We start from the raw sequence: 13384 nt of genomic DNA on the forward strand, positions 1-13384 counted from the left end.
ACTTGCCGTCCGGGCCCAGATGGGGGATCGGCCGGCATTCGAGCGGCTGGTGCGACGTTACCAAGATCGGGTGTTCCGTTTCATTTTGCGTATGGTCGGTATACGCGACGAAGCTATGGACCTGGCCCAGGAAACCTTCTTAAAAGCCTATCGGGCGCTGCCCGGCTGGCGGCCGGAAGCGCGCTTTTCCACCTGGCTGTTCCAGATCGCGCGAAATGCCGCGCTCGATGCGCTGCGTCGCCGTCGCCACATCGATTTCGTCTCGCTGACGTCCGGCCCAGATGAAGAGGCCATCGATCCGTGCGACACAGCACCTCTGCCGGAAGAACTGCTGGCGGACAAGCAGCGTATCGGCCTGCTGGAACGCGCCCTGCGCGAACTGCCCGTCGAGCAACGCGAAATCCTGCTATTGCGCGAACTGGAAGACATGAGCTACGCCGACATCGCGGCAACACTGAATATCGAGGTCGGTACCGTCAAGTCGCGCATTGCCCGCGCGCGTGTCGCCGTCCTCGCCCATTATCGACACCATGCCGGAGAGTCTTGCCATGACTGACCCCGTCCGCCCGCACCTGCCGGACATGATTCGCCTCTCGGGCTATCTGGATGGTGAACTCGACGGCGCCACGCAGCGCGAAATGGAAACGCATCTAGCGGCGTGCCCGCCCTGCGCGGAGCGTCTCGCCGAACTACGGGCGCTGACGGCCGCTTTCGACGCACTGCCGCAGGACACGTTGGGCTTCGACCTGGCCGGCATGATTGCGGGCCGGCTCGCCGCCGCACCACGCCCGTCACCAGAGCGGCCAGCACCGCGCTGGTGGGGTTTGCTGCCGGCCTCCCTCGGCGCGGCGGCTGCCCTTACGCTCGGCACCGGCATAGGCTCGGTGCTGATCGGCGGCGGTGCGGCCATGCCGCGCATGGCGGCGATGAGCGTGTTCGACACGCTGCCGCCGGGCGGTCTCTGCCTCGGCCCGGATTCTTGCTACAGCAAGGGAGCCAGAAAATGAAATCCACCGTCCTGCGGGTTCTGCTCGCCGTTTCGCTGCTGGTCAACTTGGGCGTAATCGGCGCCGTCGCTTACCGCATGGCCAACAAGGACAGTTTTCCCGGCCTGCCGCGCTATCTCGAATTGAGCGCGGATCAGGTGCGCGACTGGCACGCCTCGGAACAGGGTTTTCTCATGCAACTCGGCACCAGCGCCGAAGCCATTCGCACACATCGCGACCGCATGATCCATGCGATTTTCGCCGACACACCAGACCCGGCGCTGATCGATGCCGAGCGCATCGCAATTGCGCACTTGCAGGACGAACAGCAGAAACGGGTGATCCAGCAGTTGCTGCGCGAACGAGAACTGCTCACTCTGACGCAGCGTACAAAACTGGCGCAACTGCTGCTCGACCAGCCAGCCGGGCTGTCGACCATCGAACTTTTGCACCGCGATTGACGCAGGTGTGGAACATTTCTCTCCGCCAATCGTTGAAGCAGGAAGGCCGACAAGCGCTGGCCCCTTCAACCATCAGACTGGAGAATCGAGAACATGAAACAAAACATCCTGACCGCCTTGATCGTGCTTTCCCTAGGTGTCGGCGGATCGGCTCTTGCCGCGAATAACGCGGCGCATGACCACAGACACGATCACGGCGGGAAACCGGCGACTCTGCAACTGAATGCCGGCAAAAAATGGGAAACCGATGCGCCGCTGCGCAAGGCGATCGGCGAGATTCGCCAGTCGATGGCGGCATCGCTAGATGCCATCCACAACAACCGCCTGCCGGCAAAAGACTACAGCGCCCTTGCGCACAAGGTGGAAAGTGCCGTCGGCGATATCGTGGCCAATTGCAAGTTGGGAACGCAGGCCGACGAGCAACTGCACATCATCATCGCCGACCTGCTCGCCGGCGCAGAGCAAATGGCGGGCAAGGTGAAGCAGGCCAAGCTCATGGACGGTGCGGTCAAGGTTATCGGCGCGCTCGACAACTACGGCAAGTATTTCGACGATCCTGGCTACCAGCCAATCGCGCACTGAGGGCAGGGGCGGGGCGCGACAAGCCGCCGTCCCGCCGGCACCGACTTTTAGTTAGATCGGCCGTACTTCAGGTAACCGGCACATTGCTGCCCAAGTTTGGACACAGGCTCAATGGCCGGAGTGGCCGACGACTTGTCTGTGAGCTGCCCTGCCGGACGGCTGCTCCGCTCAGAAAGCTGCCGCATGAACTCTGAGACATCGAATGTCTATTCAGGGTCGGTTGTGTGAGTTTGTCGGATGGAGAAGCTGCCGTTCGACGTGACTTCCAGTTGAACGGCAGGTGACCAGCATATTGCTGTCCGAGTCAGGCGATAACCCCACCGTCAGCAAAGGCCGACGACCTGCCTGATGTCTTTGGCAACAGACAACAATTCGGCCAATCCGGCCGTTCGAATCACTTCACTCTTAACCCGATGTCACAAGGAGAGAACCATGAAAACGAAATTTTCCCAATTAGCCCTGATCGCTGCGATCAGCCTCGCTGCAGCTGGAACGAGCTACGCTCACGAGGATTATTCCGAGGCCGGCACCAACCATTGGCTGAGCCACGTTTCAGAAACCAAGAGCGCACCGACGGCAAATCAACTGGCTTCGTTTGGTTACACGGCCACGAAAAACGCCGACCGAGAGGTCACTCTGTCCAGCGGTAGCAAATATCTGAACGTCACGCGTCTGGAGACCATCAAGATCAACGTCGCTGGCAAGAGCGTCGTCTGGACCTTCGACACGCTGGGGACCGCGCCGTTTCCACTTTCCAAGATCATATCGGGAGCCGACGGCATCACCGTCTACGTGACCGAAAACCCTGCCTATCAGGGCGGCTGATCAACCTGACGGCTAGGTGATGCAATTGTCACCCAGCCGTTGGCAAATTGTCAGGATCGAATCCTTAATATTGATATCGCAGTACAACAGCACCTATTCATGAGGAGATGAAAATGTTCAAGAAGATGCTCGCAATCGTGGCCCTGAGTTCCCTGGGTGTTACCGCCTACGCAGTTGATGCTTCTCAAGTCGAGAAGTCCATTGAGTTGAAGGACGGTTCGACTGTTTATATTTTCAAAGACGGCAAGATGGGTATGGAAGACAAATATGGTCGCGCAACCTATATGGAATCTGGCCATGTGATGGAAACCAAGGACGGCAAAAAAATCATCATGAACGGAAACGAAATCTGGCGTGTTGACGAATTGCTGCACAAATACCATCGCGGTTAATTTCCCGCATCACTCGAATTCGGCGGCTCCTTTGGGAGCCGTTTTCATTTTGAAGTACCGTTCAAGCATCGCCTTCAATTCCTGACTCCATTGGGCATGATCTCTGGATTGGCCTTGTGCGTATAGCACCGGAGCAACCTGCCGGAAAACGGCATGAATCTTTGGATCGAAATGCTGGTCATCTTCCCGTTCCATGATGCTCAACGTCTCTTCCAATGACAAGGCTGGTTTATACGGGCGAACAGAGGTCAATGCGTCGAACACGTCGACCAGGGCAAAAATCCGTGCGGCCAACGGTATTGCCTCGCCAATGAGCCCATCCGGATACCCTTTCCCGTCGAAGCGTTCGTGATGATGCCGGATGGTCTTCTCTGCGCCAGCCAGCCAGGGATTGCCGGCGACGATCTCGATGCCGAGCATGGCGTGGGTCTTCATGACCTGAAATTCTTCGCTGGTCAGCCGTCCCGGTTTCAACAGAATCTGATCCGGAATGCCGATTTTTCCAACGTCGTGCAGAAAGGCGCCCAGCACCAGTTCGGCAATGGTTTCCTTGCCAACACCCAGTGCTTCGGCAAGTGAGACCGCATAGCAGGTAACCCGGTAGTTATGGGCGTCGGTATCTGCGTCACGCTTGGCGATGGCGTTTCCAAGGGAGCGCAGCAGCGAAAGATTGGATTCCAGGAGTCGAGACGACAATGCCACCGTTTGGCCCAGCAATCCCGACATTAACGGGTAAAGCAACAGCGCTGCCGCGAATACTGATATCGAGGCCGTCAGCGCAGCCCCGCGAATCTGTTGTTCTCTCTCTTGCAGTGCCGAGCGGGACACCAGGCTGATTCCCTCGACATAGCCTGCAAGACGGCCATCACTGGTGGTCATCGGCAGAATGACCTGAACCAGTTCTTCGCCAGCCACCGAAAATCGTTTGCTATGGCTGCCTGGAGCTGGCGGCCATGGATGGCGCTGTTGTCGGGCGATCTCTTTCAGCGACTCGGGGAGTGACCGCCAAGCATCAAACACCATCTCCGTATTGGGCGAAAAAACTCGAATCCCGACAAACTCATCGGTCAGCAACTGCGAAATCGCGGAATGGCTATCTCCTTTATCCCCGCCGACCGCCATTTGCATGGCGGGCGACTCGAAATGCCTGACCCCCGCTATGGCGCGTTCAAGGGTGCGCTGCTCTACGCGATACGATTCGACCCAGTAGGCAAGACCTCCCGCGAGACTGCCAACCAGGAGCGCACCTATACCGAGGCGCCGCGCCAACATGCGGCGCAATTGCCGGTGTGTCTGGGGCAGTTGAATAGCGTTCATTTCAGATTCTGTAGCAGTTCCATGAAGTGCTTGAAGTGGCCGCTGACGCGATCGAGTGAGAATTGGTGCATTAACCCAGTTAAAAATGGTGCCGCCGGTGGCGATGTCACAGATTCTTCATCGGTTCGTCACGCGCAGGTAACACAGCCCCCCTACCATGGCCTGGCAATTCGATTTTGTAATCGTCATCGCAGTTTGATTGCGAAACCAACGAAGGACTCGCCATGATTCATCTGCACAAAGTATCGGTGCAATTCGGCAATCTTGTTGCCCTGCATCCAACCACCCTGGACTTCTGCCAGGGCCAGTTTACCGTTTTGCTGGGCGCCTCCGGTGCCGGCAAATCAACCCTCCTGCGCTGCCTGAACCTGATGCACACCCCGCATGCCGGCGAGGTCCGCGTCGACGGACACGGCCCCCTCCAGGACCGCAAGACGCTGCAGATGCACCGCCGTCAGACAGGCATGATTTTCCAGCAGCATCAACTGATCGGCCGCCTCCCGGCCCTGCAAAACGTGCTCATGGGACGTCTCGGTTACCACTCGACCCTGCGCAGCCTGTTTCCGTTGCCGCGCGCCGAACAGGAATTTGCGTTGCAATGCCTGGAGCGTGTCGGCTTGCTGGACAAGGCGCTGACGCGGGTGGACCAGTTAAGCGGCGGCCAGCAGCAACGCGTCGGCATCGCCCGCGCCCTGGCGCAGCGACCACGCCTGATTCTTGCCGACGAACCGGTGGCCAGCCTCGATCCCGTCAGCGCCGACAAAGTCCTGTCGCTGCTGCACCGTATCTGCAAGGAAGACGGCATCTCGGCGGTCATCAGCCTGCACCAGGTCGAACTTGCCCGCAAGTATGCTGACCGCATCGTTGGCCTGGCACACGGACGTCTCGTGTTCGACGCCACACCGGATGCCCTGACACCGGCGCAAGCCGCCGCCCTGTACGAGCACAAGGCGGCGGGCACGCCGCCGGCAGACGTCGCTGCCACCGTCCGTTTTCCCTTTCCCATCGCAACCGCAAAGGAAGCATTATGAAGAAACTGTTTGCCGCCATTAGCCTGGCCTCGCTTGCCCTTCTGGGCGCCGTCGCGCATGCTGCGCCCAATCCGGATCCGGACACCCTGAAAGTGGCCCTGCTGCCGGATGAAAATGCCTCGACCGTCATCAAGAACAACAAGCCGCTGGAAGAGTATCTGGAAAAAACGCTGGGCAAGAAGATTGAACTGATCGTCACCACCGATTACTCCTCGATGATCGAGGCGATGCGCCATGGCCGCCTGGATCTGGCTTACTTCGGCCCGCTGTCCTATGTGCTGGCCCGGCAGAAGAGCGAAATCGAAGCCTTCGCCGCGATCAAGCAAAAAGGCAGCACCACTTACCAGTCGGTCCTGGTCATCAATACCGGCGCCGGCATCAACGGCATTGCCGACATCGCAAAAAAGAACGTTGCTTATGGCGACAAGGCCTCGACCTCCAGCCACCTGATCCCGAAATCGATGCTGGCGGAAAATGGCTTGAAAGCCGGCGAGAATTACCAGGAACACTTCGTCGGCGCCCATGACGCCGTCGCCATCGCCGTGCAGAATGGCCACGCGCAGGCGGGCGGCCTGTCCAAGCCGATTTTCGAATCGCTGGTCCAGCGCGGCATCATCGACGCCAACAAGGTCAAGGTGCTGGTCGAATCCAAGCCCTTTCCGCAGTACCCGTGGACCATGCGCTCCAACCTGAATGCCGCGCTGAAGGAAAAGATCCGCGCCGCTTTCCTGGGCCTGAATGACCCGGCCGTGCTGAAGCCATTCAAAGCCGACGGCTTCGGCCCGATCAGCGACAAGGAATACGATGTCGTGCGCAATCTCGGCACGCTGCTCAAGCTGGATCTGTCCAAGTTCTAGGCACACATCGCACAAGCAATCAGGAGTCTTCATGCACGCTCAATTCGCACCGCTGCTGGACCGCCGGCAGCGCGCCTGGAACCGCTCGATGGTCTCCCTGGCCACCGTGCTGGCAATCGTCATCGCTTGCTGGTATTACGTTGGCCTGTTCGACGCCGAACGCCTGGGCGAAGGGATCCCCAGCCTGGCGTCACTGGTCGGCGAGATGTTTCCGCCGAACTTCAGCCAGGCCGGCTCCTGGGTCAAGCCACTGCTCGACACCCTGGCCATGAGCGTGGCCGGCACGGCGGTTGCGGTGCTGCTGTCGCTGCCACTGGCGGTGCTGGCAGCGCGCAATACCACGCCGCATCCGCTGGTCTACCAATGCGCCCGGGGCCTGCTGAACGGCTTGCGCTCGATCCCTGAACTCATCATGGGCATCGTGTTCGTCGCTGCAGTCGGCTTCGGCGCGCTGCCGGGCGTGCTGGCGCTTGGCCTGCATTCGGTGGGCATGGTCGGCAAGTTCTTTGCCGAAGCCATCGAACATGCCGACCGCGCGCCGGTGGAAGCCGCGCGCGCCGCCGGTTGCAGCCCGCTGCAGGTGATCTTCCACGGCATCCTGCCGCAAGTCTTGCCGCAGATGGCCGATACAGCGATCTACCGCTGGGAATACAACTTCCGCGCCTCGACGGTCATGGGCATGGTCGGCGCCGGCGGCATCGGCTTCGAACTGATGGGATCGCTGCGCATCATGCAATACACGGATGTCTCGGCAATCCTGATCGTCATCCTCGTCATGGTGAGCCTGGTCGACGCCCTGAGCGCCTTCCTGCGCCGCACCTTCAAGTAAATCATTTACGCAAATCGTTACATGAAACCCAAAGTCGTGCTCACCCACTGGGTGCATCCGGAAATCATCGAACTGCTGCAAGGCGTTGCCGAAGTCATTCCCAATACTTCGCGCGACACCCTGCCGCGCGAAGAAGTGCTGGCGCGCGCGCGCGATGCGCAAGCCATCATGGTCTTCATGCCCGACAGTATCGACGACGCCTTCCTGCAAGCCTGCCCGCAACTGAAAATCGTCGGCGCGGCGCTCAAGGGTTATGACAACTTCGACGTCGCCGCCTGCACCCGCCGCGGCATCTGGTTTTCCATCGTGCCCGACCTGCTGACCATCCCGACCGCGGAACTGACCATCGGCCTGCTGCTCGGGTTAACACGCCGCATGCTGGAAGGTGACCGCCAGATCCGCAGCAGCGGCTTTCAGGGGTGGCTCCCGCAGCTGTACGGCACGGGGCTCACCGGGCGTACGATCGGCATCATCGGCATGGGTGCGGTCGGCCGCGCCATCGCACAGCGGCTGGCTGGCTTCGACATGCAGATTCTGTATTGCGACCACGTTGCCCTGCCGACCGAACAGTCTGCGCAATGGAATGCGCGCCAAGTCGAACTCGATGAATTGCTGGCCGCCAGCGATTTCATCGTGCCGATGCTGCCGATGACGCCGGAGACCCTGCACCTGATCAATGCTGACACGCTCGCCAGGATGCGTCCGGGAAGCTACCTGGTGAATGCCTGCCGCGGCTCGGTGGTCGATGAAGCCGCAGTCGTTGCAGCGCTCGCCAGCGGCCGCCTTGCCGGCTATGCCGCCGACGTGTTCGAGCTGGAAGAATGGGCACGGCCAGACCGGCCGCGCGCCATTCCGCAAGCCTTGCTGGACAATCCTGCACAAACTTTTTTCACGCCGCACCTCGGTTCGGCCGTTGCCGAAGTGCGCCTGGAGATCGAACGTCAGGCCGCCTGCAACATTATCCAGGCGCTCAATGGCGAGGCGCCTGCCGGCGCCATCAACCGTCCCGGCAGGAAGACGGCGACATGATCAACCTGGAGTGCGTCGCCACATTCCTTGCGGTCGCAAATCAGGGGGGATTCCGCGAGGCGGCCAGGCAGACTGGCCAGTCGCAACCGGCCGTCACGCAACATATCAAGCGGCTCGAGCAATCGCTCAAGGTGGCGCTGATCCAGCGCAGCAATGCCGGCTGCACACTGACGCCGGAAGGCACTTCATTCCTGCCCTACGCTAAACATCTGGTACGCGCCGGCGCCCGCGCGCAAGCCTTGTTCGACAAGACAGTCCTCAGCATCGGCGCCAGTTCCAATACCGGCATCTACTTGCTGCAGCCGCGTCTGCGCGCCTACCGCGACCGCGTTGCGCACAAGCTCCAGATAGCTATTGGCAGCAACAACCGCATCGCCGAGCAACTGCAGAATTTCGAGATCGACGTCGCCATCATGGAATGGTGGGATCCACGCCCCGGCTTTACCGCCACCGTCTGGCATCGCGAGGAATTGCAGGTCATCGTGCCGCCCGACCATCCCTGGGCCGGGCGCACCAGCATTCCACGCAACTGGCTGTGCGGGCAGGCGCTACTGGGCGGCGAAGCCGGCAGCGGCACAGGGCGGCTGCTGCAGTCCTATTTCGGCGACGATGCGCGCAACATCGGGATCGCCATGCAACTTGGCAGCACCGAAGCGGTCAAGCATGCGGTGCGGGCCGGACTCGGCATCTCGCTCGTGATGGCGGCCGCCGTGACCGATGAAAACCGCGATGGCAGTCTGCGGGCAATTCCCCTCGAAGGCGGCGCACTGCACAAGGACCTGTACGTGATCAGCCGCGAGGACCTCTTGCCGGACGCGCCGGCGCGTCATTTTTGCGAATTTTTGCTGCAGGGTGAAACCGCGCCGCTGGCGCCCGCACCCTAGCTGATCCGGGCGTCGCGAAACAGCGCCTTGAGCTCGCGCGGCTGACAACGCCAGTACTGCGGCGGCGCATCCACTTGCGCGCCCAGTTCGGCGGCCGCATGCCAAGGCCAGCGCGGGTCGTACAGGATGCCGCGCGCCAGCGCCACCATGTCGGCCTGGCCGCTGGCGACGATGGACTCGGCATGCCGTGCTTCGGTAATCAGGCCGACGGCAATGGTCGGCATGCCGACGTCCCGCTTCAATCTTTCCGCGAACGGCACCTGGTAACCCGGGCTTAGGGAAATTTTTTGCTGTGGCGACAGCCCGCCGGTGGACACGTCCAGAAAATCGCAGCCGCGCACTTTCAGAGCGGCGGCAAATGCCAAAGTTTGCTCGATATCCCAGCCATCTTCGACCCAGTCGGTTGCCGAGACGCGGATGCCGACCGGCCGGCCGGCCGGAAAGGCTGCACGCACCGCCTCGAATACTTCCAAGGGAAAACGCATGCGATTTTCCAGCGACCCGCCATAGGCATCGTCACGCCGGTTAGAAAGCGGCGAAAGGAACTGGTGCAGCAGGTATCCATGCGCGCCATGGACTTCGATGGCATCGATGCCGATACGGGCCGCGCGCGCCGCGGCCGCAGCAAAGGCCTGGCGAATGCGCACAAGGCCAGCCGCATCCAGCGCCTGCGGCGCTTCATTGCCGGGAGTGAAAGGCAAGGCCGAGGGCGCCCACGTGCGCCAGCCGCCTTCGCCAGACGGGCGCAGCTGCCCGCCCAGCCAGGGTGGAACAGTGGATGCCTTGCGGCCGGCATGCGCCAGCTGCACTGCAATCGGCATGGCCGAATGCCGGCGCACTTGCGCCAGCGTGGACGCCAGCGCCTGCTCGTTCTCATCTGACCACAGGCCGAGATCTTGCGCCGAAATGCGGCCCTCTGCCTCAACGGCGGTAGCCTCGATGATCAGCATGCCGGCGCCGGAAAGCGCCAGCTGGCCCAGGTGCATCAGGTGCCAGGATGTGGCATTGCCGTCCTGTGCCGAATACTGGCACATCGGCGCTATCACGATACGGTTGGGCAGTGTCAGCGTTCCAAGTTCGATGGGAGCGAAAAGGGTACTCATGGGTTGGCAGTCTTCTTCATGTCCAGTCCTGGACGGTCAGATCATGATACCCAACATTGCTACCCGCCGTGAGCGAGGCGGGCGGCCATCACTGCCCTGCGGGTGCCGGCTGCGCCAGCAGTCGGTCGATCTCCTGCTGCAAGCCCTTGTTTGCTGGGCCGGTCATGCTCGAATAAGCGCTCGCCACCTTGCCGTCGCGCCCGATCAGGTACTTATAGAAGTTCCAGCCCGGCTCTTTGCCGGTGGCAGCGGCCAGTTGTCGGTAAAAGGGCGACGCCTGCGCCCCCTTGACCGAGCTCTTGGCAAACATCGGGAATTTCACGCCAAAGGTATTTTGGCAAAAAGCCCCGATTTGCTGGTTGCTGCCGGTTTCCTGCTTGAAGTCGTTGGAAGGAAAACCGAGCACCACCAGACCCTGGTCCTTGTGGCGTGCATACAGCGCTTCCAGACCGGCGTATTGGCCCGTGAAACCGCAATAGCTTGCCGTATTTACGACTAACAACACTTTGCCGGTGTACTGGCAAAGCGACTGCGGTTGATCGTCTTGCAATCGCGGAAAGGTATGTTGCAGCAGCGGCGGGCAGGAAGTGCGGCCGGCGGCGCTGGCTGCGTTAGAGAACGCCAGCGTACTGGACAACACTACCGCGGCAATGCTGTGGAAACGATTGAAATACATGGGCCGGCTCCCGTAATTGCGTATGCCCAGTGCCCCTGGCCAGGACCAGGCATGGACCATTTTGTCGAACTTGCGGAAATTCATTCCCTACAAGGCCTGTGTTTCAGAAATTCCGACTTCACTACTTTCTATTCTATTGCAATTTTTTGGGTAGGGCCTTGGCAAGCCGTCCTCTTTAATAGGACGCCTTAGACAGATCCTTCAATTTTCAGCCATTTTCTGTCGTTCGACATCCATTTCCACCGTGTTGCCATCAGTAGCCGCTTGGTAAGGTACGTGATACTTTAGTGGGAATGGTGATGTTTGCCCGGTGCCCGAGAGATGTCCGGTAGCCGTGCTCGTCAATGGCAACGATGAGGAGGCACCTTGAACGATTTTGGCAGCCTCTTCAATGTCAATATCAACGGCCTTATAACCTGGAGTATCGGCATTGGCGATGTTCGAGGCCAGGAGTTGCTGCCGATAGACACGAACACCCAGCATTTTCTGCTGAAAATTGTGACCGGCATGACCGCCTTGTCCAACTGTGAAGTGATTGGGATGGGCTGACGCCGTGCTGGAGGCCATTCCGGAAGAATGCCCAGTGTGCCCAACTACCCCGGCACCTTGTCCGCCATGATTGCCATGACTGACCACTGGGTTGTTTGCCTGCTGAACAATCGCCTGATTCAAGGCCTCGGAAAACCCTCCGTTGTTGGCCCCCCCCGAGGACGCACTATGTCCCTCGTGCCCTCCTTGAACAGAAGTAGATGGGGGAATTGCCGGTGGGATAGGAGGGGCTCCAGCCATGACACTGATTACTCGTTCATGATCAGGATGGCCTTCACCGGATCAATCTGGCCGACGCCATGCCATTTCAGATCGCTGTTTGCTACGGCCGGCTTTGCCAGGCATCCATGATTGCATTCGATGATCCAGCGTTTCTGAAGCACCGTTCGACAATAGTTGTAGGTCAGCAGCTTCGGGTCACTGCCGACCGCAAGCGCCAGCGTGCGACATACACATCGATCGCCGTGCTCTGCCGGTTTGTGGATATCCATGACTGAAATGCCGAGGCCTCGATTCCGAGGCCTTTACTGGGCAGTTACTTTCCATCTCGCGGATGGAAATGTTTGCTCTTGTCCTTGGCTGCGTTCGGCTTGTCAGCCTTTGCATCCGGCATGCTTTGCGGCATTCCGGTTTTTTCCTGGACATGGGAATGTGGCTTGGAAGCAGCCTTGTCAGCCTGTCCTTCGGCAGCCTTCGGCGCAGCGGCCTTTTCGTCGGCGAAGACGACGCCGGTCATCGTGGTGCCAGCAAACAGAACGGCGGCAATGAGGGAGGAAACTTTCATGATCTTGACTCCTGAGTTTTGGGGATTTCAACGGTCCGAATCGAATGGACAGATTCAGTTTGTGCTTCTGTCACTGTCAACAAGGTGACTTGTCGATTACATTGTTGTCAGGAAGCATGGCCAAATACGGATTCACCAAATGCACGATTGCGTCGGCAAGCGCATCGCGCAATTGCCGTTCGCAACACCCCATCAAAATTCCGTCCTCCAGCGCATCCTGGGCCATCTGGCGAAGTTCATCCAGGTTCTCATTGAGCACCTTGATTTTTTCCGTACAGGCAATGACCTTGCCGGAAGAGTCTTGCCAGCGCACCGACCCCGACGAACTCATCATCGAGTTCACTTTGTCGAATGTTGGGCTAGTACCTGCAAAACCCGGTGCTGGTACTCCATGCTGTCGAGGGTGTATGCCTTCCAATACTCGATGGATAAATTGCCGACTGCAGCCCACCATGCCCCGCTTTGCCCAGGATCATCCAGAGACAGCGATGAAGTTTGCTCAAGGAGTTCCTTGAGCGGGGAAAACTGCGTGGAAACCATCTTTTCCAAACAATCGAGATTCACGCCAACCAACTGGGAAACCAAATGGAAGTCGGGGGATGTGTTGAAAATTGCGAACGAATTGTGTGCGGACATGATTTTCTCCCTGCGGCACGATCAAGGCCCATTGCCTCGTAGGGGGAGTTTGCCTGTGGGTAGCTGTCGCACCCATAACGGGAACATTACAACTCGGTCACTGTTTCGTCAGCTTGTTGCCGTGCTGTTCACTGGGAGCGATTATCTATTGAGTCTGGGCACTTAGCCCCAGAAAGACCTGTTGCCTCCGCCTCTCGAATTCGCCTGCGGAAACCTGCCACTGTGGGTTATGGGGGGAGTTCAGTTCGACAGCGACAATCCGACGCACATAAGCCAGCGCGGATGCCTTGTCTCGCGTAAGCCGCAACAGATCCGGCATTGCCGCATCGAAGGCATCGCGATGATGGTCTCTCAGATCGGTGGTGAGCACCACAAGAATGGCAACGGCATCCTCAAACGGTCGCATTGAATCGTCTTCTTTGGACAGTTTCCCCCCTGATAGT

At 59.6% G+C, this 13384-nt stretch carries 20 protein-coding genes; 11 read left to right on the top strand and 9 right to left on the bottom strand.

The genetic code is table 11. The features are described from left to right. Positions 1–19 precede the first annotated feature (19 nt). The 6 genes from K420_RS0115205 to copK all read left to right on the top strand — a co-directional run bounded on the left by K420_RS0115205 (position 20) and on the right by copK (position 3246). A complete protein-coding gene (locus K420_RS0115205) occupies positions 20–556 on the top strand; it encodes an RNA polymerase sigma factor (RefSeq protein ID WP_269746437.1) in 537 nt (178 codons plus the stop codon). Next, a complete protein-coding gene (locus K420_RS20610) occupies positions 549–1007 on the top strand; it encodes an anti-sigma factor family protein (protein WP_027458809.1) in 459 nt (152 codons plus the stop codon). Before K420_RS0115205 ends, K420_RS20610 begins: the two co-directional genes overlap by 8 nt. After that, complete coding sequence (locus K420_RS0115215; protein ID WP_027458810.1) at positions 1004–1447, top strand: periplasmic heavy metal sensor; 444 nt, start codon at positions 1004–1006, stop codon at positions 1445–1447. The genes K420_RS20610 and K420_RS0115215 overlap by 4 nt, the downstream gene beginning before the upstream one ends. A 93-nt stretch (positions 1448–1540) precedes the next feature. After that, positions 1541–2029, top strand: a complete 489-nt coding sequence (locus K420_RS0115220) for a hypothetical protein (RefSeq protein WP_027458811.1) — start codon at positions 1541–1543, stop codon at positions 2027–2029. Between the two features lie 432 nt (positions 2030–2461). Beyond that, positions 2462–2854 carry a CzcE family metal-binding protein gene (locus tag K420_RS0115225; protein ID WP_027458812.1) on the top strand — a complete coding sequence of 131 codons (393 nt, stop codon included), beginning with the start codon at positions 2462–2464 and terminating at the stop codon, positions 2852–2854. 113 nt (positions 2855–2967) lie between these two features. Next, entirely contained in the window at positions 2968–3246 is a 279-nt protein-coding gene (gene copK / locus K420_RS0115230; protein ID WP_027458813.1) for a periplasmic Cu(I)/Cu(II)-binding protein CopK, read from the top strand. A gap of 9 nt (positions 3247–3255) precedes the next feature. Here copK and K420_RS0115235 read toward each other — a convergent pair whose 3' ends face one another. Continuing rightward, the gene (locus tag K420_RS0115235) at positions 3256–4563 is read right to left on the bottom strand and encodes an HD-GYP domain-containing protein (protein ID WP_027458814.1); all 1308 of its coding nucleotides are present in this window, start codon (positions 4561–4563) and stop codon (positions 3256–3258) included. Positions 4564–4787: 224 nt separating this feature from the next. Here K420_RS0115235 and phnC point away from each other — a divergent pair, with 224 nt between their 5' ends. From phnC to K420_RS0115260, 5 genes are read left to right on the top strand one after another with little or no spacing between them, the layout of a single operon-like run. Continuing rightward, positions 4788–5594 (top strand): phosphonate ABC transporter ATP-binding protein, encoded by an 807-nt coding sequence (gene phnC, locus K420_RS0115240; protein WP_027458815.1) that lies wholly within the window; start codon positions 4788–4790, stop codon positions 5592–5594. After that, a complete protein-coding gene (gene phnD / locus K420_RS0115245; RefSeq protein WP_027458816.1) occupies positions 5591–6451 on the top strand; it encodes a phosphate/phosphite/phosphonate ABC transporter substrate-binding protein in 861 nt (286 codons plus the stop codon). The genes phnC and phnD overlap by 4 nt, the downstream gene beginning before the upstream one ends. Positions 6452–6482: 31 nt before the next feature. Continuing rightward, complete coding sequence (phnE, locus tag K420_RS0115250) at positions 6483–7280, top strand: phosphonate ABC transporter, permease protein PhnE (protein WP_027458817.1); 798 nt, start codon at positions 6483–6485, stop codon at positions 7278–7280. 21 nt (positions 7281–7301) lie between these two features. Further along, on the top strand, positions 7302–8309 hold the full coding sequence (locus K420_RS0115255) for a phosphonate dehydrogenase (protein ID WP_027458818.1): 1008 nt from the start codon (positions 7302–7304) through the stop codon (positions 8307–8309). After that, positions 8306–9193 carry a LysR family transcriptional regulator gene (locus K420_RS0115260; RefSeq protein WP_027458819.1) on the top strand — a complete coding sequence of 296 codons (888 nt, stop codon included), beginning with the start codon at positions 8306–8308 and terminating at the stop codon, positions 9191–9193. The genes K420_RS0115255 and K420_RS0115260 overlap by 4 nt, the downstream gene beginning before the upstream one ends. Here K420_RS0115260 and K420_RS0115265 read toward each other — a convergent pair. From K420_RS0115265 to K420_RS0115300, 8 genes are all read right to left on the bottom strand, one after another. Continuing rightward, entirely contained in the window at positions 9190–10296 is a 1107-nt protein-coding gene (locus K420_RS0115265; RefSeq protein WP_027458820.1) for an NADH:flavin oxidoreductase/NADH oxidase, read from the bottom strand. The genes K420_RS0115260 and K420_RS0115265 overlap by 4 nt on opposite strands. 88 nt (positions 10297–10384) lie before the next feature. Continuing rightward, entirely contained in the window at positions 10385–10972 is a 588-nt protein-coding gene (locus tag K420_RS0115270; protein ID WP_027458821.1) for a glutathione peroxidase, read from the bottom strand. Between the two features lie 201 nt (positions 10973–11173). Further along, positions 11174–11644, bottom strand: coding sequence for a flagellar basal body rod protein FlgB (flgB, locus tag K420_RS20250; protein ID WP_232422797.1), 471 nt, complete (start codon positions 11642–11644; stop codon positions 11174–11176). Between the two features lie 125 nt (positions 11645–11769). Further along, positions 11770–12012, bottom strand: a complete 243-nt coding sequence (locus K420_RS0115280) for a hypothetical protein (protein WP_027458823.1) — start codon at positions 12010–12012, stop codon at positions 11770–11772. 44 nt (positions 12013–12056) lie between these two features. Continuing rightward, a complete protein-coding gene (locus K420_RS0115285) occupies positions 12057–12305 on the bottom strand; it encodes a hypothetical protein (protein ID WP_027458824.1) in 249 nt (82 codons plus the stop codon). Between the two features lie 76 nt (positions 12306–12381). Continuing rightward, positions 12382–12639 carry a hypothetical protein gene (locus tag K420_RS19215; RefSeq protein WP_088177850.1) on the bottom strand — a complete coding sequence of 86 codons (258 nt, stop codon included), beginning with the start codon at positions 12637–12639 and terminating at the stop codon, positions 12382–12384. 5 nt (positions 12640–12644) lie between these two features. Then, positions 12645–12941, bottom strand: coding sequence for a hypothetical protein (locus K420_RS0115295; protein WP_027458825.1), 297 nt, complete (start codon positions 12939–12941; stop codon positions 12645–12647). Between the two features lie 145 nt (positions 12942–13086). Further along, complete coding sequence (locus K420_RS0115300) at positions 13087–13347, bottom strand: hypothetical protein (RefSeq protein ID WP_027458826.1); 261 nt, start codon at positions 13345–13347, stop codon at positions 13087–13089. Positions 13348–13384 lie beyond the last annotated feature (37 nt).

Origin of the sequence: Dechloromonas agitata is5 (genome assembly GCF_000519045.1) — a bacterium.
Taxonomy (GTDB): domain Bacteria; phylum Pseudomonadota; class Gammaproteobacteria; order Burkholderiales; family Rhodocyclaceae; genus Azonexus; species Azonexus agitatus.